General features: G+C 69.4%; 18 protein-coding genes and 1 pseudogene. 9 read left to right on the forward strand and 10 right to left on the reverse strand.

The annotated features are described in order from the left end of the window. Window positions 1-9: 9 nt before the first annotated feature. The 6 genes and pseudogenes from FXO19_RS19840 to FXO19_RS13065 form a co-directional block, all read right to left on the reverse strand. The gene (locus tag FXO19_RS19840; RefSeq protein ID WP_425481476.1) at window positions 10-2,019 is read right to left on the reverse strand and encodes a TonB-dependent receptor domain-containing protein; all 2,010 of its coding nucleotides are present in this window, start codon (window positions 2,017-2,019) and stop codon (window positions 10-12) included. Window positions 2,020-2,541: 522 nt separating this feature from the next. Next, window positions 2,542-3,375: pseudogene (locus FXO19_RS19845) on the reverse strand (TonB-dependent receptor plug domain-containing protein); the annotation flags it as partial. Between the two features lie 48 nt (window positions 3,376-3,423). Next, window positions 3,424-4,401, reverse strand: coding sequence for a FecR family protein (locus tag FXO19_RS13050; protein ID WP_149195545.1), 978 nt, complete (start codon window positions 4,399-4,401; stop codon window positions 3,424-3,426). Then, window positions 4,376-4,945 (reverse strand): RNA polymerase sigma factor, encoded by a 570-nt coding sequence (locus FXO19_RS13055; protein WP_149195546.1) that lies wholly within the window; start codon window positions 4,943-4,945, stop codon window positions 4,376-4,378. Before FXO19_RS13055 ends, FXO19_RS13050 begins: the two co-directional genes overlap by 26 nt. A 91-nt stretch (window positions 4,946-5,036) precedes the next feature. Next, window positions 5,037-5,786 carry a hypothetical protein gene (locus tag FXO19_RS13060; RefSeq protein ID WP_149195547.1) on the reverse strand — a complete coding sequence of 250 codons (750 nt, stop codon included), beginning with the start codon at window positions 5,784-5,786 and terminating at the stop codon, window positions 5,037-5,039. A gap of 1 nt (window position 5,787) precedes the next feature. Then, on the reverse strand, window positions 5,788-7,446 hold the full coding sequence (locus FXO19_RS13065; RefSeq protein ID WP_149195548.1) for an alpha/beta hydrolase-fold protein: 1,659 nt from the start codon (window positions 7,444-7,446) through the stop codon (window positions 5,788-5,790). A 615-nt stretch (window positions 7,447-8,061) separates the two neighbouring features. Between FXO19_RS13065 and FXO19_RS13070 the strand changes: the two genes are divergently transcribed. Both FXO19_RS13070 and FXO19_RS13075 read left to right on the forward strand, forming a co-directional pair. Beyond that, on the forward strand, window positions 8,062-8,643 hold the full coding sequence (locus tag FXO19_RS13070) for a hypothetical protein (protein ID WP_255516417.1): 582 nt from the start codon (window positions 8,062-8,064) through the stop codon (window positions 8,641-8,643). 234 nt (window positions 8,644-8,877) lie between these two features. Further along, the gene (locus tag FXO19_RS13075) at window positions 8,878-9,231 is read left to right on the forward strand and encodes an FmdB family zinc ribbon protein (protein WP_149195549.1); all 354 of its coding nucleotides are present in this window, start codon (window positions 8,878-8,880) and stop codon (window positions 9,229-9,231) included. 21 nt (window positions 9,232-9,252) lie between these two features. Here the strand turns inward: FXO19_RS13075 and FXO19_RS13080 are convergent, their stop codons facing one another. Next, window positions 9,253-10,176, reverse strand: a complete 924-nt coding sequence (locus tag FXO19_RS13080; protein ID WP_149195550.1) for a DUF3011 domain-containing protein — start codon at window positions 10,174-10,176, stop codon at window positions 9,253-9,255. A gap of 120 nt (window positions 10,177-10,296) precedes the next feature. Between FXO19_RS13080 and aspS the strand changes: the two genes are divergently transcribed. Continuing rightward, the gene (gene aspS, locus FXO19_RS13085; protein WP_149195551.1) at window positions 10,297-12,057 is read left to right on the forward strand and encodes an aspartate--tRNA ligase; all 1,761 of its coding nucleotides are present in this window, start codon (window positions 10,297-10,299) and stop codon (window positions 12,055-12,057) included. Between the two features lie 402 nt (window positions 12,058-12,459). Here aspS and FXO19_RS19435 read toward each other — a convergent pair whose 3' ends face one another. Both FXO19_RS19435 and FXO19_RS13090 read right to left on the reverse strand, forming a co-directional pair. Continuing rightward, window positions 12,460-12,663 carry a glutathione binding-like protein gene (locus tag FXO19_RS19435; RefSeq protein ID WP_255516413.1) on the reverse strand — a complete coding sequence of 68 codons (204 nt, stop codon included), beginning with the start codon at window positions 12,661-12,663 and terminating at the stop codon, window positions 12,460-12,462. Continuing rightward, on the reverse strand, window positions 12,609-13,091 hold the full coding sequence (locus FXO19_RS13090) for a glutathione S-transferase family protein (protein ID WP_223115502.1): 483 nt from the start codon (window positions 13,089-13,091) through the stop codon (window positions 12,609-12,611). The genes FXO19_RS19435 and FXO19_RS13090 overlap by 55 nt, the downstream gene beginning before the upstream one ends. Before the next feature lie 176 nt (window positions 13,092-13,267). On the opposite strand from FXO19_RS13090, the gene FXO19_RS13095 reads away from it, so the two are divergent. Together FXO19_RS13095 and FXO19_RS13100 are read left to right on the forward strand one after the other, a co-directional pair. Beyond that, on the forward strand, window positions 13,268-13,504 hold the full coding sequence (locus FXO19_RS13095) for a DUF6289 family protein (protein WP_149195552.1): 237 nt from the start codon (window positions 13,268-13,270) through the stop codon (window positions 13,502-13,504). A 121-nt stretch (window positions 13,505-13,625) separates the two neighbouring features. Next, window positions 13,626-14,225: an esterase/lipase family protein gene (locus FXO19_RS13100; RefSeq protein ID WP_425481477.1), complete on the forward strand. Its 600-nt coding sequence runs from the start codon at window positions 13,626-13,628 to the stop codon at window positions 14,223-14,225. A 25-nt stretch (window positions 14,226-14,250) separates the two neighbouring features. On the opposite strand, the gene FXO19_RS13105 is transcribed toward FXO19_RS13100, so the two are convergent. Then, window positions 14,251-15,252, reverse strand: a complete 1,002-nt coding sequence (locus tag FXO19_RS13105; protein ID WP_149195554.1) for a TolB family protein — start codon at window positions 15,250-15,252, stop codon at window positions 14,251-14,253. Between the two features lie 173 nt (window positions 15,253-15,425). On the opposite strand from FXO19_RS13105, the gene FXO19_RS13110 reads away from it, so the two are divergent. The 4 genes from FXO19_RS13110 to FXO19_RS13125 all read left to right on the forward strand — a co-directional run bounded on the left by FXO19_RS13110 (window position 15,426) and on the right by FXO19_RS13125 (window position 19,452). Beyond that, a complete protein-coding gene (locus tag FXO19_RS13110; RefSeq protein WP_149195555.1) occupies window positions 15,426-16,166 on the forward strand; it encodes a YebC/PmpR family DNA-binding transcriptional regulator in 741 nt (246 codons plus the stop codon). Window positions 16,167-16,262: 96 nt separating this feature from the next. After that, entirely contained in the window at window positions 16,263-16,784 is a 522-nt protein-coding gene (gene ruvC / locus FXO19_RS13115; protein ID WP_149195556.1) for a crossover junction endodeoxyribonuclease RuvC, read from the forward strand. 136 nt (window positions 16,785-16,920) lie between these two features. Then, window positions 16,921-17,511 (forward strand): Holliday junction branch migration protein RuvA, encoded by a 591-nt coding sequence (ruvA, locus tag FXO19_RS13120; protein ID WP_149195557.1) that lies wholly within the window; start codon window positions 16,921-16,923, stop codon window positions 17,509-17,511. A 27-nt stretch (window positions 17,512-17,538) separates the two neighbouring features. Continuing rightward, complete coding sequence (locus FXO19_RS13125) at window positions 17,539-19,452, forward strand: potassium transporter Kup (protein ID WP_149195558.1); 1,914 nt, start codon at window positions 17,539-17,541, stop codon at window positions 19,450-19,452. Window positions 19,453-19,468 lie beyond the last annotated feature (16 nt).

The following is a 19,468-nucleotide window of genomic DNA, read 5'->3' on the forward strand; positions in this document are numbered from 1 at the left end:
CGGGGGCGTTCAGAAGCTCGCGCTCAGGCGCAGCAGGTAGGTGCGGCCGATCGGGTCGTAGGCGCCGAAATTGCGGCCCACCTGCGCCGCATACGGCACCTTGCGGTCGAACAGGTTGTTCACCGCCAGCTGTGCCTTGACGTGGTCGCCGAGCCAATAGCCGACGCTGGCGTTGAAACGCCAGTAGTCGCCGATGTCATTGGCCTCGCGCGGGAGGTCCTCTTCGGTCGCGTCCAAGTCGCGGACGACCGAACTGGTCCACAGCGCCTGCAGGTCCAGCTCGAGTTTGTCGAGGCTGTAGCCGGTGGACAGGTTCACCCGGTACTTGGGCGTGCCGACGCTGCCGACGGCATCCTGGACCGGCACCCCGGGCTGCGCCACGAGTTCGTACTTGTGGGTGTACGACAGCTTGCTGCCGATGCGCATGCTGCCGCCGCCGAGGTCGAAGCGGTACTCGGCGGCGCCGATCAGCCCGGAGAAGTCCAGCGTCGAGGTGTTGACGAAGCCGGTGCGGTAGCCGTTGGCGATGTCGCCGGCGGTGCGCACGGCCCCCGGCTGCGCCGCCGCCTGTTCGGCGGTCAGCCGCTCGAAGGTCGCGCAGGCCGGCTCGTTGGGGTAGTTGACGCTGTCGTAGCAGGCCGACAGCAGCGCGCCGATGCCGAGATTCTGGATGCCGTTCTCCAGCGAGATGTCGGACCAGTCCATCGCCAGGCGGAAATCGGGCAGGGCGGCCGGCTGGTACACGAACCCGAGCGACCAGGAGTCGGCGGTCTCGTTCATCAGGTCGACGTTGCCGGAACGGGTGCCGTACGCCGAGACCGCGCCGGTGGTGGACTCGAAGGCGGCCGGATCGTCGACACCGACCGCCGCCAGGGCGGCCCGGCAGTTGGCCTCGCGCACGGCCGGGTTGGCGCCGCGGTTGTAGTTCTGCGCGTTGCAGACGTCGTTGATCGCGCCCGCGACCGGGGCCGAACCCAGGAACAGCTCGGTGATCGCCGGCGAGCGGATCGCATGCGTATAGACCCCGCGGAAGACCAGGCCGTCGCCCCAGCCGGACAGGCGCGGGGCGAACCGCGCGCCGACCGACCAGGTGAGGTCGCTGCCGGCGAGCGAGTTGTCGACGTGGCGGGCGGCGGCTTCCAGGCTCAGCGCCTTGGCGAAGCGCAGCGCCTGCGACTCCGCGATCAGCGGGGCGACCAGCTCGCCGTAGAACTCGGTGGTGCGGTAGCTGCCGTCGATCCCGGCGAAACTGCCGGAGCCGCTGCCGATCAGCACGTTGCCTGCCTCGAGGGTGGCGTCGGGCTCGAACGCGCCGCCCTCGGTGCGGCGTTCCGCGCCCAGGTTGAACTGCAGTGGCTCGGCCAGCCCGATCGGCAGCGCGCCGGTCAGGTTGCCGGTCAGGACCTTCTGGGTGTTGAGGCTGGTGGCGCGGCCGCGGTCGGTGAGGTAGTCGATCGCCTCCAGGCTGGCGTTGCCGGCGCCGAATAGGTTGATCGGCACGCAATCGCCACCGGAGGCGCAGACGATGTTGCCGCTGCCGTCGCGCACCGCGTCGATGGCGCGCAGCAGCCGCACCGGATCGATATAGGTCAGGGACGAGATGCTTTCGCTGCGACCGTAGTTGTAGGAAAGATCCCAGGACCAGGTCTCGTCGAAGGCGGCGAAGTCGCCCTTCAGTCCGCCGACGAAACGATACAGGTCCAGCGTGGTTTCGCCCGGGGTGCGGTCGACGATGTCGTTGAGGTTGCGGCTCAGGTTGAAACCGTCCAGTCCGTTGTCGGCCAGGATCGCCCGCGAGTGATCGCTCAGGTAGGGATTGTCCGCGGAGAACCTGAGCGTCGGGCCGCCCAGCACCGGCGCCGCGAACTGGTACAGCTCGCTCTGCTCGACGCCTTCGGTGCGCACGTAGGTCGTCTCGGCGAAAGCCCGCACCGACGGCGTGATGTCGAAATGGCCCAGCGCATTGAAGATGGTGCGTTCGCTCAGGGTCAGCAGTCCGAAATGGTCGGCGGGATTCACGCCGTCGCCGCCGTCGGCCAGGATCGGCGCGCCGACCGCTTCCTGGACCGCCCGACCTGGCACGTAGGGCGCCAGTTCGCCGTCGGCGCCGAACTGCAGCGGCGTGCCGCTCGAGTCGTAGATGTAGTTGCCGCGCGTATAGATCGGCGGCAGCACCGCCCCGGGCAGGTCGAAGCCCAGGATCGGCGCCAGCTGATTGTCGTAGGGCAGCCCACCTTCGGTCAGGAGGGCGTAGCGCAGGTTGCCGGCCACCGCCCACGCGGCGATGCCGTCGGCGGGACCGGTATCGTCGGGGTTCGGCAGCAGGTAACGGAACGGCATCCGATCGGACAGGCGCAGGCCATGCTGGCGGTGGTACTCGGTGCCGATCACGGCGTTGCCGCGGCCCTCGGCGAAGTTGCCGCCGAACAGGCCGCGCACGCTGTAGCTCTCGGCGTCGCCGCGGTCGGTGATGCCGTACTGCACCGACGCCTGGGCGCCCTCGAAATCCTCCTTGAGGATCACGTTGACGGTGCCGGCGATCGCGTCCGAGCCGTACACCGGCGCGCCGCCGATGGCGATGGTCTCGACCCGGTCGACCAGGCCCGCAGGGATGACGTTGAGGTCCACCTGCGAGCCGGGCGAGGCCGCCCCGCCGACGCCGGCAACGGTGTTGGAAGAGACGAACCGCCTGCCGTTGACCAGGGTCAGCGTACGCTGCGAGCCCAGGCCGAAGAAATTGACGAAGGTCTGGGCGATCCCGAGGGTCGCCTGTGCGGCACCGACCGGGCTCGATGCCGAGGGGCCGAACCCGGGCGTGTCCTCGAGCGCCTGGCCGATGTTGGTATAGCCGCGGCGCTCGATCTCCTCGGCACTGGTCACCAGCGCCGCCTGCAGGGTGTCGAAACCGGCGCGGTTGATGCGGGTGCCGGTGACCTGGATGCGCTCGAGCTCCACGGTCTGGTCGGTCGGCGGCGGCGCCTCGGTCGACACGGGTCGCGGCGCGGGCGCGCGCGGGCGCCGCACGGTGACGGTGTCCTCGCCGCTGGCCACCACCTCCAGCCCGGTGCCCTCGAACATCAGCCGCACCGCCTCGATGGCCTCGAAATCGCCCTGAACCGCGCCGGTGCGCACCCCGCGCAGGTCGCCTTCCGGCGCCATGATCTGCAGGCCCGACTGCTCCGCGGCCGCGCGGATCGCCTGTGCGGCCTCCTGCGGCGGCAGGTCGAACGTCTTGCGCGCCTGCGCCTGCGCCTGCGCCAGCACCGGCGCGGTGGCGAGCGCACAGCCCAGGCCGATGGCGAGCCACAGCCGGCTGCGCCGCGCAATCCTGCGTGATCCGATGCTGTTCACGGCCCCGTCTCCCCGGTATCGCATGCGCGATGCATGCCTCCCTGTGTACGAGGGGCGTGCGCGGCGAATCCTCTATTGCCGATGCGGCGTGGACGCGCGGGTCAGGACGATCGCGCCCGGCTCTTCGACCACCCGGGCGTCGAAGGTCGCCGCCGCGGAACGCGCGAAGGCGCGGGTGTCGCCGATCCGGAACACCCCGACGAAGTGCTCGGCCGCCAGGTCCGGGTCGGCGATGCGGATCGGGACCTGGGCGTAGCGGTTCATCTCGGCGATGGCGGCCTCCAAGGGTTCGCCGTCGAAGGTCAGGTAACCCTCGCGCCAAGAATGGCGGCGCGATACCTCCTCGGCGGTCAGTGCGTTCTCGATCATCGGCAGGGCGCGCGCGGCCACCACCTGCTCGTTGCGGGCCGCGCGCCGCGGCCGCTCCAGACCCCTGGAATCGGGGCGTTCGACCTCGACCACGCCCTCGAGCACCGTCACCGCCACGGCATCGCCCAGGCGGCGTACCGCGAACTCGGTGCCCACTGCGCGCGCGGCCACGTCGCCGGCCTCGACCACGAACGGCCGCGCCGGGTCGCTGACGACCTGGAAGGTGGCCTCGCCGCGTTGCAGGTGGATACGTCGCTGCGCGTCGCCGTAGCGCACCCGGATCACCGAATCGGTGTTGAGCACGACGACGGAACCATCGTCCAGCGCCAGCCTCACGATCTGGCCGACGCCGGCAGCGTGGCGGCCGGAATAGTGCTCGTAGCCGATGCCGCCGGCCAGCACCGCCAGCAGCAACGAGGCGGCGACGGCGAACACGCGCATGCGCACGCGGCGCTGCGGTGCAATCGGTTCCTCGCCACCGCCCTTCGCCATCGCGGCGATGCGGTCGAGGTCGCGCCAGATCGCCTGCGCGCGCACGAATGCGCCGCGGTGGCGCGGATCGCGCGCCAGCCAGGCCTCGAGCTCGCCGCGGTCGCGCTCGCCCAGCGCGCCCTCGGACGCCCGGACCGCCCAGCCGGCGGCGATGCCGTCGATATCAGCGCTGTCGTTGCCTGCGCTCATCGATTCCAGTGCTCCGCGCCGGCAGGGCCGGCGTCTTCCTCATTTCCCGCATGATCGTTCTCAGGGCCTTGGCCAGGTGCTTCTCCACGGTGCTTTCGGAGATGTTCATCCGTTCCGAGATCTCGCGCTGCGACAGCGATTCGAATTTCTTCATCACGAACGCCTGCCTGCACTTGGCCGGCAGTGCCGCGATCGCCGCGTGCAGGCGCTCGACTTCCTCGCGGCCGCTCAGGCGCCGCTCCGGGGTGGGTCCGGCGTCTGCCACGTGCAGCGCGTCGATGTCCGCCACCGTCTCGATCGGCACGATCCGCGACCTCCTGACGGTCTCGCCGACCACGCGCCTGGCGATGACGAACAGATAGGCGCGCGCGTCGTTGATGCCGTCCGTGTTCACCGCCCACAGCCGGGCGTAGGTTTCCTGGACGACCTCGTCGAGGTCGCACATCGCAAGGCCGCGGATGCGCGCGGACAGCCAGCGGCGCACGTCGCCTTCGTGCGGCAATACTTCCCGCGCGAACCAGCGGATGCGGCTCTCATGTTCCACGGACAGGATCCCTGGCGCTGCGCTTGCCCATCACCGTTGCTTCATATCACGTCCTGGGATGCTGCCCGGTTCCGCGGCGGATCGTCGTGGCTCACTGCGCGGTGATGCTGCGCAGCACGGTGCCGTCCGCGGCCAGGAAATCCACCCGCGGCTCGCCCTTGGCGTCGACCGTCAGCTGCAGCCGTGGCCGGCCCTCCGGGTCGGCCAGGCGCACCACCGCGTCCTCGAGCGTCTTGCCCGCGAACAGACGCTCGGCGCCGGCGCCGCCGCGCGCCATCGCGTAGTCCATCATCTCCTTGCGGATGGCCTCGCGCTCGGCGTCGGATTCCGCGCCTGCGGCGCGGTCGCTCATTTCCATCAGCGGCCCGATCGAATAGTCCGGGCGGTCCCAGACCCGCAGCCCGGCGACGCGGCGGCCGTCCTGTTCGTTGTAGACCATGCCGACGGTCTGGTCCTGCTTGTACTGGTCGAAGAACAGCCCGGCCGAGGCCGAGTGGGCGCCGTCCTGTTTCGCACTGCCGAAGGTCATGCCGCCCGATTCGTCGCCTTCGTCGTTGAAGAACAGCATCCCGCCGCCCTTGCGGCTGTGGTGGCGGTATTCGGTGCCTTCCATGAACAGCCCCGGAAAACGCGCGCTGTTGGCGATCACCAGGCGGTTGAGGCCATTGGGCTCGACCACGTTGAGCCGTTGCACGGTGAGTTCCTCGAACTCGCCGGTCGCAGCGGCCTCGATCTTGTCGGCCGGCCGGGCGGTAATCCGGTCCCAGGCAGCCCAGCCGGAGAGTACGGTCACGGCGACCAGCCAGGTGGTCAGCAACCAGTCGCGGGGCGTCATCGTCATGTCAGGGTCCTTCGTTGGCGTCGGCAGGGGCGGGCGCGGTGGGTGCATTGGCGTCGACGTGCGTAGCCATTTCGCGCACCACGCCGGCCCAGTCGGTGTGGTGCCAGTTGTGGCCCTTCATCGGCCGGCCGTACTCGAAGCGCGCGGGATAGTCGTCGCCGGCGACCTCGCGCAGCATCCGCTCGAAGCGGTAGACCGCGAGGTTGAGGTAGAAGTCGTCCATCTCGCCGGCGAACAGGTGCAGCTTGCCGCGCAGGCGCGGTGCCAGCCGGTTCCAGTGGTCGCGCGCGTACGCGCTCAGGTCGTAGCCGTTGTCGCGCATCCACGCGGCGACCTCGCGGTCGATCGCGCCGCTGCGCTTGTCGAACAGCAGCCGCGGGTAGCCGTCCTCGCCGGCCGGGCCGTGGGTGGCCTGCCAGATATCGAGCTGGTAGCCGGAGCGGCCGCGCGAGCCCAGCACCGCTTCGAACGCCGCCAGGTGGCGCATGTCCAGCAGCGGCTGGCCTTCGCGGGTGCGGCGGAACGGACGCTCGGTGTGCAGCCAGTCGTTGACCGGCACGCTGAACATGTTCTCGTCGGCGTAGATGTCGCTGAGCAGGTAGTTGCGGAAATCGATCGGGTCCGGATTGAACACCCAGGCGCCGCCGAAGAAATCGGGGTAGTGGAGCTGCAGCGCCAGCGCTTCCCAGCCCCCGGTGGAGGCGCCTTCGACGATGCGCGCGTGCGGCTGGCCGATGCCGCGGAAGCGGCGCTCCAGCTCGGGCATGATCTCGGTGGTCAGCGCTTCTCCGTACGGGCCGTTGTTGGGGGAATCGACCGCGTAGGACTCGACGAAGTACGGGCTGGGATGCTCGAAGGTGATCGCGACCACGCGCGGGAAATCGTCGCCCTGCCAGGCCTGGGCGAATTCGTAGCCGGTTTCGACGTTGGCATCCCGGGCCCGGGCCACCGCCGCGTCGCCGTGGCTGTCCGGATCGGGGTCGAAGCCGAACGGCGCATCGCCATGGCCGAAGACGTAGACCACCGGGTAGCGCGCGTCCGGGTTCTCATCGAAACCGCGCGGCAGCAGCACGCTGGCACCGATGTGGATCGGCACGCCCCAGAACGCGCTCAGGACTTCGCTGCGGATGCGGACCCGGCGGATCCACGGCGTATCCTCGAGCTCTGGCAACGCCGGCACCGTTGCCGCCAGGCGCAGCGGCACCGGCGCCGCATCCGGCCCCAGCGTGACCGGCTGGACCGTGCTGTACAGGTTCCCGGGTTTGGCGTGGAAAGGCACCCGGCGGTCGGTCAGCGGCAGCCACAGGCGGTGTCCGTCGGCGCGGTCCAGCTGCGTGTAGCGGACCAGCACCGCCTGGACGTGGTAGTCGCCGGGCGGCAGCGCGTCGAGGCTTTGCAGCGGGTAGGCGGCGGCGTCCGCGCCGACCGCGACTTCCGCGCCCGGCGCCAGCCCTTCGACGTCGATCCCGAACACGGCCGGGCCGTTCAGCCCGATCGCCAGCCTGGGCTCGGGCTGGTCGGTGCGGGCCACGGCCACGATCAGGCGCCCGGTGACCGGCCCGTCCGCGACCGCGGGGTCCAGCACCACCCGGAAGCCTGCCGCCGACGCCGCAGGTGCTGCCAGCATCGCCAGCAGCAACACCAGCAACCAGCGGGGCACGGAAAGCCGTCGGGCGTTCCGGACGGATGACGGCTCGGGCATCTGCGCTCCCTGTCGTGGCGGCCGGTATGGCCGTCCCCTCCCGAACTACGAGGGCCGCCGGCGGGAAATCCGCCACTCCGCCGCCGCCAGCGGGTCAGGGACGTGCTCGACTCGCGACCTGCCCGGCGCCGCCTTGCCGCACCGGCACCGTGCGGCTACGGTGGCGCGATGAACACGATCCTGGCCCTGAGGTTTCCCCGGATTTCTCGCAACCTATCTTCCCCTTTTGAAAAAGGGGGATTGAGGGGGGCGAAAGCCGCCGCTTGCAAGCCGCAGGCTTGCGGCGGTTTGAGCGCTCCCGCGCGCTGCGCGGGGGCCGGGAATCGCAAAGCGATTTGCTGTTGCTTGGCCGGGCACCGAGCAAATCCCCCCAACCCCCCTTTTTCAAAGGGGGGAAGCAGCGAAACCGTTGCACTGATTACAGGAGAACAGGGGAAACCTCAGATCCTGGCCCGTCTGTCCCTGCCCGTGGTGCTGCTCGCCCTTTCCGCCTGCACGGTGGTGACCGGCGCCGGCAATGGTGCCGCCGCGCGCGCCGATGCCGCTGCCGAAGAAGTTGCCCCGCAACCGGCCATGCCGGACGCGGCCGTCGCCCGTGCCGCGGATGCCACGCCCGTGGACCGTCTGGCCCCACCCGACGCCTTCCTGGCGAGGCTGGCGCGACACTGTGGCCAGGCCTTCGCCGGTCGCATCGTCGCCAATGAACCGGCATCCCCCGAGCCTGACGACTTCGAAGGCAAGTCGCTGGTCATGCATGTGCGCGGCTGCGACGACCCGGCCCGCGAGCTGCAGATCCCGTTCCACGTCGGCGAGGACCGATCCCGCACCTGGCTGCTGACCCGCACCGACACCGGCCTGCGGCTCAAGCACGACCATCGCCACGAGGACGGCAGCGACGACGCGGTGACGCTGTACGGCGGCGATACCGCCGGCGCCGGCACCGCGCAGCGGCAGGAGTTCCCGGTCGACGCCGAGTCGATCGCCATGTTCGAGCGCGAGGGCCTGGGCGCCTCGGTCACCAACACCTGGGCGATGGAGATCGAGCCGGAGCGGCGTTTCCTCTACGAGCTCGCCCGTCCGGGCGGACGCCTGTTCCAGGTGGAGTTCGACCTGACCACGCCGGTCGAGACGCCGCCCGCGCCCTGGGGCCACTGAGCCCCCGTAGGAGCGCGCCATGCGCGCGATGCCGCGGGTGCCGGCCGGATCCGGTGGACGCCGCGATTCTGGACCGGCAGGCGCGCCGGTCACCGGAATTCGCGGGCGGCGAAATGCCCGCGGCATCGCGCGCATGGCGCGCTCCTACGAGGCGTGGCGGTGTTTGGGGTGCCGGTCGCTTGATTCGCCGGCCGCTGGCCCCACAATGCGCGCAGACTCCACGAGTGCACCGCCATGCCGATCTACGCCTACCGCTGCGCCGCCTGCGGCCATGACTTCGACCGCCTGCAGAGGCTCGCCGATCCCGATCCCGACGCCTGCCCCGCCTGCGCCGCCGATGCGGTGAAGCGGCAGCTGACCGCACCGGCGTTCCGCCTGTCCGGGAGCGGCTGGTACGAGACCGACTTCAAGAAGGACGGCGAGAAGAAGCGCAACCTGGTCGAAGGCGGAGAGGGCGCGGCCAAGCCGGAAGCGGCCCCGGCAGCGGACACCAAGGCGCCCGCGGCAAAGACCGACGGTGCCGCCGCGAAGCCCGCGCCGGACGCCGCCAAGCCTGCGCCGAAGCAGGCCCCCGCCGCCGCGCCGTGAGCAGGGCGACGCGTTCGCGTTTCAGCGGACGCCGAACCGGGCGCGGCAGCCACCGCTGACCCACAGCGACGCGCCGCCGTCGTAGCCCCAGGAGCGGCCCTGGACGCAGGACACGTCCGACAGTTGCTCGATCATCTGCGGGCGGCCGCGCGCGGCCTGCCAGGCGCAGGTGGTGCGCTGGTAGTGCTTGCTGGCACAGGTCACGCTGTAGGCGTCCGTCGGCGGGCGCGGTCCCGGACCCCGACCGCTGCCGAACTCGGCCCGGCAACCGTTGTCGACCCACAGCCCCCGCCGGTCGTAGCCCCAGGTACGGCCCTGCACGCAGGGCTGGCTGGAGAGCTGTCGCAGCAGTCGCGGCTGGCCTGCCGCCGCATTCCAGGGGCAGGTGCGGTGACGCCCGCCTTCGCTGGCGCAGGTGACGCGGTCGCCGACCACCGGTGGCGGCCGGACCTGTGCACCGGCGGCGAACTCCGCACGGCAGCCGTTGCCGACCTGGACGCGGCCGCCCTGCGACTGCCAGGTACGACCCTCGACGCAGGGGGCCGAGGACAGCTGCCGGACCAGCCGTGACGGACCGCGCCAGGGCGTCGGGCAGGTGCGCGAGCGTCCGTCGTCGCTTTCGCAGCGGATGGTGTTGCCCGGCCGGACCGGCGGCCGCGGGCCGGACGTGCCGGCCAGCGAACGGGCGATGTCCTGCTTGATCCGGCTGAAGGTCCAGTTCGAGCGGTTGACCTGGTCGAGGTAGAACCGCAGCTGGTCGTCGGGAATGCGGCGGCCGCGGGACTGGTCGGAATATTCGAGCGCGATCACGCGCTCCTGGTCGCGGACCGACAGTTCGCGCAGGTTCTCGGGCGCGTAGGCGCGGGTCTGCGGCTGGGCGTGCAGCGGCGAACCGCCGAATGCCACCAGGACCAGGAGCAGGAGACATCCGGACAGACGGTGCATGGCGATTCCCTCCGATGGCGGCGACCGGCGCAGTCGTGGCGACGCGGCCCGGCAGCCTGCCGCTAAAATAGCGCGTTTCCCGCCCCCAAAGCGGGACCGCCTTCGCTCCCTGGAGTCTCCATGCGTACCCATTACTGCGGCCTCGTCGACGAGGCGCTGGTCGGACAGACCGTCACCTTGTGCGGCTGGGCCGACGTCGCCCGCGACCTCGGCGGCCTGTGCTTCATCGACCTGCGCGACCACGAGGGCATCGTCCAGATCGTCGCTGAACCTGAAGCAGGCACCGAAGGCAACGCCGAGGTGATCACCGCCGCGGCCGGCGTGGGCTACGAGGACTGCCTGCGCGTAACCGGCGAGGTGCGGCTGCGCGAGTCGCCCAACCCGAAGTTGCCGAACGGCCGCGTCGAGGTGGTGGCGCGTGGCATCGAGGTGCTCAACAAGGCCGAGCCGCTGCCCTTCCACGCCCACGAGAACCCGGGCGAGGACATCCGCCTGCAGTACCGCTACCTCGACCTGCGCACCCCGCAGATGCAGGCCAAGCTGCGCATCCGCACCCGCCTGGTGCAGGCGTTGCGGCGCTGGCTGGATGCGCGCGGCTTCCAGGACATCGAGACGCCGATCCTGACCAAGGCCACGCCCGAGGGCGCGCGCGACTTCCTGGTGCCGGCGCGCATGCATCCGGGCGAGTTCTACGCGCTGCCGCAGTCGCCGCAGTTGTTCAAGCAGATCCTGATGATGGCCGGCTTCGACCGCTACTACCAGATCGCGCGCTGCTTCCGCGACGAGGCGCTGCGCGCCGACCGCCAGCTCGAGTTCACCCAGCTCGACATGGAGTTCGCCTGGGTGTCCGAGCATGACGTGCAGGACACGGTCGAGGCGATGCTGTGCGACGTGTTCCGCGAGGTGATGGAGGTCGAGCTCGGCGTCTTCCCGCGGATGACCTGGGCCGAGGCGATGCGCCGCTATGGTTCCGACAAGCCGGACCTGCGCATCGCGCTGGAGCTGGTCGACGTCGATCCCGAGGTGAAGGGATCGGAGTTCAAGGTCTTCACCGACTGGGCCGGTGTCGACGGCGGCCGCGTCTGCGCGCTGCGGGTGCCGGGCGGCGCGGCGCTGTCGCGCAAGCAGATCGACGAGTACGCCGCGCACGCGGCCAAGTTCGGCGCCAAGGGCCTGGCCTATGTCAAGCTGTCGGAGAGCGGCGAAGTGTCGTCGCCGATCGCCAAGTTCTTTTCCGACGAGGCGTTCGCCTCGCTGCTCGCGCGCGTCGGCGCCGGCAACGGCGACCTCGTGTTCTTCGGTGCCGGCAGGCACGCGACCGTCAGCGACTTCATGGGCGCGGTGCGGCTCAAGGCCGGCCGTGACTTCGGCCTGGTCGAGGCCGGTTGGAGGCCGCTGTGGGTCACCGACTTCCCGATGTTCGAATGGGACGAGGAGGCGAACCGCCACGTCGCGCTGCATCACCCGTTCACCGCGCCCGCGGTCGACGACGAGGCCGAGCTCCGCGCGAATGCGCGCACCGCGGTCTCGCGCGGCTACGACATGGTGCTCAACGGCAACGAGATCGGCGGCGGTTCGATCCGCATCCATCGCTCGAGCATGCAGTCGGCGGTGTTCGAACTGCTCGGCATCGGCGCCGAGGAGGCGCGGGCCAAGTTCGGCTTCCTGCTCGACGCGTTGAAGTACGGTGCGCCGCCGCACGGCGGCATCGCCTTCGGCATCGACCGCATCGCCGCGCTGATGGCCGGCACCGACTCGATCCGCGACGTCATCGCCTTTCCCAAGACCACCGGCGGCCAGTGCCTGATGACCGGCGCGCCGTCGCCAATCCCCGAGGCGCAGCTGGCCGAAGTGCACATCGCGGTGCGGCCCAAGGGCTGATTTCTCCCACAGTCGGCTTTGAAGCCCCTCTCCCGTCGGGGCGACAGCGCACGGCTTGCGCGCCACTGGCGCGCGTGCGGTGGAGCGCCCGCGCCGCTGGCGCGGGCCGGGGCGCGGAGCGGCGGTTGGGGTGAGGGTACGGAGAAGTCGCGACGGTTCAGGTCTCTACTCTTTCGCCGTACCTCATCCGGCCCCCGACTAAAGCACTCGGGGGCAGGCTCTTCGGGCCACCTCGCTCCGCGCCCCGGCCCTTGCGCATGGCGCAAGGGCGTTCAGGCGTGCGCGAGTCGATGGCTCGCAAGCCGCACGCCTTCACCCCGGAGGGAGGAGGGAAATGCATCCGGCACCTCAGGCAACGCGCACCTTGATTGGCCGCCAGCTTCCGCCGGCCGCGGAGCGATATCAGGCCGACGCGGCCTGGATCTCCGCGAACGCCTGCGCGATGCGCTGCGGCGCCGTCGGGCGTGCGTACATGCGGCCCATGTAGGCGCGCAGCCGCGGGAAATCGCCGAGCAGGTTCTCCTCGTTGGCCCAGTCCATCAGGTAGGCGGTCACGCAGTCGGCGGCGGTGACGGTGTCGCCGACGATGTAGGTGCGGCCTTCCATGTGGCGCTCGAGGACGGCTGCCATGTCGCGGAAATCCCCGCGGGCCAGGTCGATGTCGGCGGGCAGGCGCTTGTCTTCGGGTAGAGGAACGTGTGCCGTGCCATGCGCCAGAGCGGCTGCTCCAGCTCCGTCATCGCGAACAGCGCCCAGCGATAGACCTGCGCGCGCGTCTCGAGATCGGACGGGAGCAGGCCGTGCCCGGGATACTTCTCGGCCAGATAGAAGACGATGGCGGCGGATTCGGTCAGGATCAGGTCGCCGTCGACGAGCACCGGGAGTTTTCCGGCGGGGTTGAGGCGGAGGAATTCGGGCGTCTGCCCTTCGCCCGCGGCCAGGTTGACGGGAATGAATTCGAACTCGGCGCCCAGTTCCCGAAGCGCCCATTGGGCGCGCAGTGAGCGGGTCGGGCCGAAGCCGTAGAGTTTCATGCGGTTGTCCTGTCTGTGGAGGTCACCCTCATCGACGAATGGGCGGGGCGGGAATCGACACGTCAGGGGGCGGACCATGCACGCGCCAAACCTTGACCCGATTCGACGTTTACGGCGCCAACGCCGGCGTAGCCTGGCCGCGGGGGGATCGCCCGCAGTCCAAGGAGGAGCACTTCATGAAGATCCGTTTCCGCAGGACCTTGCTCGCGTTCGCCGCCGCCGCCGCCGTGTTGTTCGTGGTCGGGACCGCGTTTGCGCGATTCCCGATCCAGGGCAAGGAGTGGGGCGAATGGACCCGCTACGACAGCAGCGGCAATGCCGTCGGCGGCGGCCGCATCGAGTGCGACGGCAGCATCTACACCTGGGGCGACGCCGGCGCCCCCCATGGCATCGTCATCTATCCTTGCCGTTGAGGCAGGCGCACGAGGGCGGCTCCGGCCGCCCTTTTCTTTGCACGTGCCTGCAGTGGCCGGGAGCCCTGGATTGCCGAACGACGATGCGAAGCGAATTGCTGGGACGGAGATCACCCGTGTGATCCTGCTGCACGGCCTGTGGATGCCGGGTCTGGCCATGCGCTGGTTCGCCGCGCGCCTGCGCGGCGCCGGCTTCGCGCCGGAGGTGTTCGGCTACCACAGCATCGTCGGCGATCCCGGCGCCTCGGTCCGGCGCCTGGCCGCCCGCCTGGACGACGGCGGGCCGGCGCACCTGGTCGGCCATAGCCTGGGTGGGCTACTGGCGCTGCAAGCCCTGACCGAGGCGCCGCAGCCGGTGTCCGGCCGTATCGTCTGCCTGGGCACGCCACTGTGCGGCAGCGGCGCGGCGACGGCGCTGTCGCGGCAGACGCTGACGGCGCTGTACATGGGGCGCAGCGGCGCGATCCTGCGACGCGGCTGCGTGGCCTGGCCGCCCGGCACCGAGGTCGGCATGATCGCCGGGCGGATCCCGCGCGGGCTCGGCGCGCTGTTCGCCGGCTTCGACGGACCGCACGACGGCACCGTATCGGTCGCCGAGACCCGCGCCCCCCGGCTGACCGACCACGTGGTGGTGGATGCCAGCCACAGCGGCTTGCTGTTTTCGTGCCAGGCGGCCACGCACACCGCAAGCTTCCTGCGTGAGGGGCGGTTCCGGGCATAGGTGGCCCGACACCAGGTTCCCGCACTCAGTCGTGGATGCCATGCCCGTGCAGCAGGTCGGAAATATCGAAACGCCAGAGATTGCGTGAACCGTTGAGAGGATCTTCGAGGCTGTGTTGCAGTCCCGCCAGATCGCGCCGGGGCATGGGATATGTCGTCGGTGCGGGCCGCATGCTGGTGACGAAGATCTCGCCGAAGTCGCGCCCGAGGGTCGGCGCATTCTCGAGGTAGCGGCTGTTGATTTCGGCGCCGAGATGGATCGGCGTTCCCCAGCTGGCATCGTCGTTGCGAAAGACGATGTAGATGTCCGCCGCGCCGAGCGAATCGCCTTCGTTGCCGGCGAACAGAAGAAAGCGTTCGCGCGGGTCGATCGCCGGATCCATGTGGTTGCCGTCGAGGCCGATGCCGATATCGAGCCGTTGCGGCGCGCCATATCCGTCACCGGTCCACGGCGCCATGTAGATCTGGTAGCCGCGGTCGGTGTCTTCGCGGTGCGCGGAGAAGTACAGATTGCCGTTGGCGGCGACCGCGGGATTGAACACCATCGGCACTCGGTTGACTTCCCCGTCGATGCGCACCGGTTCCCCCCATCCGGCGTCGCTCCTGTCCACGTACCAGATGTTGGCGCCGGGAAACGTCTGCCCGTTCATCGTTCCGATCGGGCTGTCGCCGCCGGGAGTCGCCGGGCGGTTGGAGACGAAGAACAGGCGTTTCCCGTCGGGGGACACGTGCGGCTCGGAATCCTTCCAGATACCGGAGAAAGGGGCCACGCGGACATCGCCGTAGCCGTCCTGCACCCGTCTGGCGGAAAGGATGGTGGTCTGGCTGGAGACAAAGTTCCCGCGCGTGAAGTAGACCGTATCGCCATCGGGCGTGAACGTGGCCGATGTTTCGTTGAACGGGCCGGACACGACGCCCGGTGCGAACAGCTCGCCAGCGGTGCCTGCGCCGGCGGCCAGAAGGAAGCAGGCGGCGAGAATGGCGCGCGGCGCGCGCGGCGATGGTGGGCGGCTCGGAAAAGCGTTCATCGGCATCACTCCAGAAGAGGATCGCCCTCGCAAGGGCAGCAGGCACGGGCAAGGGTGGCCAGTGACAGGCATGGCAGCCAGTGTCGAAAGTAGCAGCGCCGCCGCGACACCGCCCGGGTGCGGGACAGGAGCGCCTATAATCCGTAGCAGTTTTCCATCAAGACGATCCGTGCATGGCAGGTCATTCCAAATGGGCCAACATCCAGCACCGCAAGAACGCGCAGGACGCGAAGCGGGGCAAGGTGTTCACCAAGCTGATCCGCGAGATCTCGGTGGCCGCGCGCGGCGGCGGCGGCGATCCCGGCGCCAATCCGCGCTTGCGCACGGCGATCGACAAGGCGCTGGGCGCCAACATGACCAAGGACGTCGTCGAGCGCGCGATCAAGAAGGCGACCGGCGAGCTGGAGGGCGTGAGCTACGAGGAGATCCGCTACGAAGGTTATGCGCCGGGCGGGGTGGCGGTACTCGTCGACTGCCTGACCGACAACAAGGTCCGCACCGTGGCCGACGTGCGTCATGCCTTCAGCAAGTTCGGCGGCAACCTCGGCACCGACGGCTCGGTGGCGTTCCTGTTCCGCAAGCTCGGCGTGCTCAGCTTTCCGCCGGGTGCCGACGAGGAGCGCATCACCGAGGCGGCGATCGAGGCCGGCGCCGACGACGTGGTGGTGTATCCGGAGGACGGTTCGATCGACGTGCTGGCCGCGCCCGAGGCCTTCGAGGCGGTGCGCGACGCGATGGCCGCCGCCGGCGTGGCCGCGGACCAGGCCGAGGTGACTTGGCGCGCCGACAACGACGTGGCGGTGGAGGGCGAGACCGCGCAACAGGTGGCCAAGCTGCTCGACTGGCTGGAGGACCTGGACGACGTGCAGGACGTGTATTCGAACGCGGAGCTGGGCGTGGATGCGTATGTTTAGGAGCCGTGATTCGGGATTCGTGATTGGTGATTCGCAAGAGCGGGGCCGGTTTTGCGCTTTTGCGAATCACCAATCACCAATCACCAATCACCTGCAATGACCCGCATCCTCGGCATCGATCCGGGTTCGCAGCGCACCGGTGTCGGCATCATCGACGTTGATGCGGGCGGGAAGATGACGCATGTCTTCCATGCTCCGGTGCAGTTGCTGTCGGCGGCGGATTTTCCCGGGCGGCTGAAACTGCTGTTCGAAGGCCTGGGCGAGCTGATCGAACGCTACCGTCCGGACGAGGTCGCCGTCGAACAGGTGTTCATGGCGAAGAATCCCGATGCGGCGCTCAAGCTGGGCCATGCCCGCGGCGCGGCGATCTGCGCGGCGGTGATGCGCGACCTGCCGGTGCACGAGTACGCCGCCAAGGAAATCAAGCTGGCGGTGGTCGGCCGCGGCGGCGCCGACAAGGGGCAGATCCAGCACATGGTCGGCATCCTGCTGTGCCTGCAGGGCAAGCTGCAGGCCGATGCCGCCGACGCACTGGCCACCGCGATCACCCACGCGCACGTGAGCGCCAGCGCCCGGCGCCTGGGCGTAGGCGCACGCGAAGCCTGGAGCCGCAAGTGATGGACGCCGTGATTGGTGATTGGTCATTCGTGATTCGAAAGTGCGGTATCCGGAAGAGCGGTATCCTCCGGCGCCTGGTGGGGCTTTCACGAATCACCAATCACCAATCACCAATCACGTGCCCGGAGCGCACCCCATGATCGGACGATTGAGGGGCACCCTGATCCACAAACAGCCACCCTGGCTGGTGGTCGACGTCAACGGCGTCGGCTACGAGCTGGAGGCGCCGATGAGCACCTTCTACGATCTTCCGCCGGTCGGGCGCGAAGTGTCGCTGTTCACCCACTACGCGCAGAAGGAGGACAGCGTGTCGCTGTACGGCTTCCTGCACGAGGCCGAGCGGCGGCTGTTCCGCGACGTGCAGCGGGTCAGCGGCATCGGCGCGAAGATCGCGCTGGCGGTGTTGTCGGGGGTGTCGGTCGACGAGTTCGCGCGGCTGGTGCAGGCCGGCGACGTGACCGCGCTGACGCGGGTGCCCGGGATCGGCAAGAAGACCGCCGAGCGCATGGTGGTGGAACTGCGCGACCGCGCCGCCGACCTGGCCGGCATCGGTGGCGCGATGTCCACCGGGACATCGCCGGCCGATCCGCTGTCGGAGGCGACCATCGCGTTGCAGCAGCTCGGTTACAAGCCGGCCGAGGCGCAGAAAATGGCCAAATCCGCCGCAGCCGAAGGCGATTCAGCTGAAATCATCATCCGAAAAGCGTTAAAGTCCGCGCTTCGCTGACAGCCCCCACCTGTCGCAACGACCGCAATGTCCTCCAGTTCGAGCAAAAGTTCCGTGCGCCGAGACTCGCATGGCCACGGCGGCATCGGGCTGTTCGGCCTGACGGTGGGCGCCGTCGGCGTCGTCTTCGGCGACATCGGCACCAGTCCGCTGTACACCATCCGCGAGGCATTCTCGCCGCACTACGGGCTGGTCGCCGACCACGACACCGTGCTCGGCGTGCTGTCGATGATCTTCTGGTCGCTGATGCTGGTGGTGACCACCAAGTACGTCACCATCATCCTGCGCGCCGACAACGACGGCGAGGGCGGCATCATGGCGTTGATGGCGCTGGCGCAGCGTTCGCTGGCCAAGGGCTCCAGATCGGCGTACCTGGTGGGCATCTTCGGCATCTTCGGCGCGTCGCTGTTCTTCGGCGACGGCGTGATCACCCCGGCGATCTCGGTGCTCTCGGCGATCGAGGGCCTGGAGGTGATCGCGCCGCAGCTGCACGACTGGATCGTGCCGGCCTCGCTGCTGGTGCTGGTCACCCTGTTCGCCACCCAGCGCTACGGCACCGCCAAGGTCGGGCGCGTGTTCGGGCCGGTCACCTCGGTCTGGTTCCTGACCCTGGCCGCGCTCGGCGTGTTCAACATCCTGCACGAGCCGGAGGTGCTGAACGCGATCAATCCGATCTGGGCGATGCGCTTCTTCGTCGATCACGCCTGGGGCGGCGTCTTCATCCTCGGCGCGGTGATCCTGGCGGTGACCGGCGGCGAGGCGATCTATACCGACATGGGGCACTTCGGCGCCAAGCCGATCCGCTACGCGTGGTACTTCTTCGTGCTGCCGTCGCTGATGCTGAGTTATCTCGGACAGGGCGCGCTGGTGCTCGAGGACCCGAGCGCGATCCGCAACCCGTTCTACATCGGCGTGCCGGAATGGGGGCGCATCCCGATGCTGTTCCTGGCCACCGCGGCGACGGTGATCGCCTCGCAGGCGGTGATCACCGGCGGCTTCTCGGTGGCGCGGCAGGCGATGCAGCTGGGCTACATCCCGCGCATGAAGATCCTCCACACGTCGCGCGAGACCATCGGCCAGATCTACATCCCGGCGATCAACTGGTCGATGATGGTGATCGTGGTGGCGCTGGTGCTGGGTTTCCGCAGCTCCTCGGCGCTGGCCACCGCCTATGGCGTCTCGGTGTCGATGACGATGCTGATCGACACCGTGCTGCTGGCGATCGTCGCGCGCGCGCTGTGGCCGCGGCTGCGGCGCTGGGTGTTGCCGCTGTGCGTGCTGTTCCTGGTGATCGATGCCGCCTTCGTGACCGCCAACGTCGCCAAGGTATTGCAGGGGGGCTGGTTCCCGGTGGTGCTTGGCATCGTCCTGTTCACGCTGCTGCGCACCTGGCGCCGCGGTCGCACGGTGTTGCACGAGGAAATCCAGAAGGAGGGCATCCGCCTGGACACCTTCCTGCCCGGCCTGATGCTGGCGCCGCCGGTACGGGTGCCCGGCACCGCCGTGTTCCTGACCAGCGACAAGCACGTGGTGCCGCATGCGCTGATGCACAACCTCAAGCACAACAAGGTGCTGCACGAGCGCAACGTGTTCCTGACGGTGGAGACGCTGAGCGTGCCGTACTCGCATAGGCGGCTGAAGATCGAGGGAATCGGCGAAGGCTTCTACCGGGTGCTGATCCGCTTCGGCTTCATGGAGACCCCGGACGTGCCGCTGGCGCTGATGCAGGCCGGCGACATCGAGGGCGGCATCTGCGTCGACCCGATGGATACGACCTATTTCACCAGCCGCGAAACCGTAGTGGCCACCGCGCGCCGCGGCATGTCGCTCTGGCGCGAGAAGCTATTCGGGCTGATGCACCGCAACGCCGCGCCCGCGTCGGGCTTCTTCCGCATCCCCGGCAACCGGCTGGTGGAGCTGGGGACGCAAGTCGAAATCTAGGAGTGAGAAACGAGGA

Source organism: Luteimonas suaedae (assembly GCF_008312895.1).
Lineage (GTDB): Bacteria > Pseudomonadota > Gammaproteobacteria > Xanthomonadales > Xanthomonadaceae > Luteimonas > Luteimonas suaedae.

Excerpts from the sequence above, each read along its gene's own strand:
- FXO19_RS13105 (WP_149195554.1), bottom strand. The coding sequence starts at position 15,252 with ATGAACGCTTTTCCGAGCCGCCCACCATCGCCGCGCGCGCCGCGCGCC.
- FXO19_RS13050 (WP_149195545.1), bottom strand. The coding sequence starts at position 4,401 with ATGAGCGCAGGCAACGACAGCGCTGATATCGACGGCATCGCCGCCGGC.
- FXO19_RS13090 (WP_223115502.1), bottom strand. The coding sequence starts at position 13,091 with ATGAAACTCTACGGCTTCGGCCCGACCCGCTCACTGCGCGCCCAATGG.
- FXO19_RS13075 (WP_149195549.1), top strand. The coding sequence starts at position 8,878 with ATGCCGATCTACGCCTACCGCTGCGCCGCCTGCGGCCATGACTTCGAC.
- FXO19_RS13125 (WP_149195558.1), top strand. The coding sequence starts at position 17,539 with ATGTCCTCCAGTTCGAGCAAAAGTTCCGTGCGCCGAGACTCGCATGGC.
- ruvA (WP_149195557.1), top strand. The coding sequence starts at position 16,921 with ATGATCGGACGATTGAGGGGCACCCTGATCCACAAACAGCCACCCTGG.
- ruvC (WP_149195556.1), top strand. The coding sequence starts at position 16,263 with ATGACCCGCATCCTCGGCATCGATCCGGGTTCGCAGCGCACCGGTGTC.
- FXO19_RS13080 (WP_149195550.1), bottom strand. The coding sequence starts at position 10,176 with ATGCACCGTCTGTCCGGATGTCTCCTGCTCCTGGTCCTGGTGGCATTC.
- FXO19_RS13110 (WP_149195555.1), top strand. The coding sequence starts at position 15,426 with ATGGCAGGTCATTCCAAATGGGCCAACATCCAGCACCGCAAGAACGCG.
- aspS (WP_149195551.1), top strand. The coding sequence starts at position 10,297 with ATGCGTACCCATTACTGCGGCCTCGTCGACGAGGCGCTGGTCGGACAG.
- FXO19_RS13095 (WP_149195552.1), top strand. The coding sequence starts at position 13,268 with ATGAAGATCCGTTTCCGCAGGACCTTGCTCGCGTTCGCCGCCGCCGCC.
- FXO19_RS13070 (WP_255516417.1), top strand. The coding sequence starts at position 8,062 with ATGCCGGACGCGGCCGTCGCCCGTGCCGCGGATGCCACGCCCGTGGAC.
- FXO19_RS19435 (WP_255516413.1), bottom strand. The coding sequence starts at position 12,663 with ATGGAAGGCCGCACCTACATCGTCGGCGACACCGTCACCGCCGCCGAC.
- FXO19_RS13060 (WP_149195547.1), bottom strand. The coding sequence starts at position 5,786 with ATGACGATGACGCCCCGCGACTGGTTGCTGACCACCTGGCTGGTCGCC.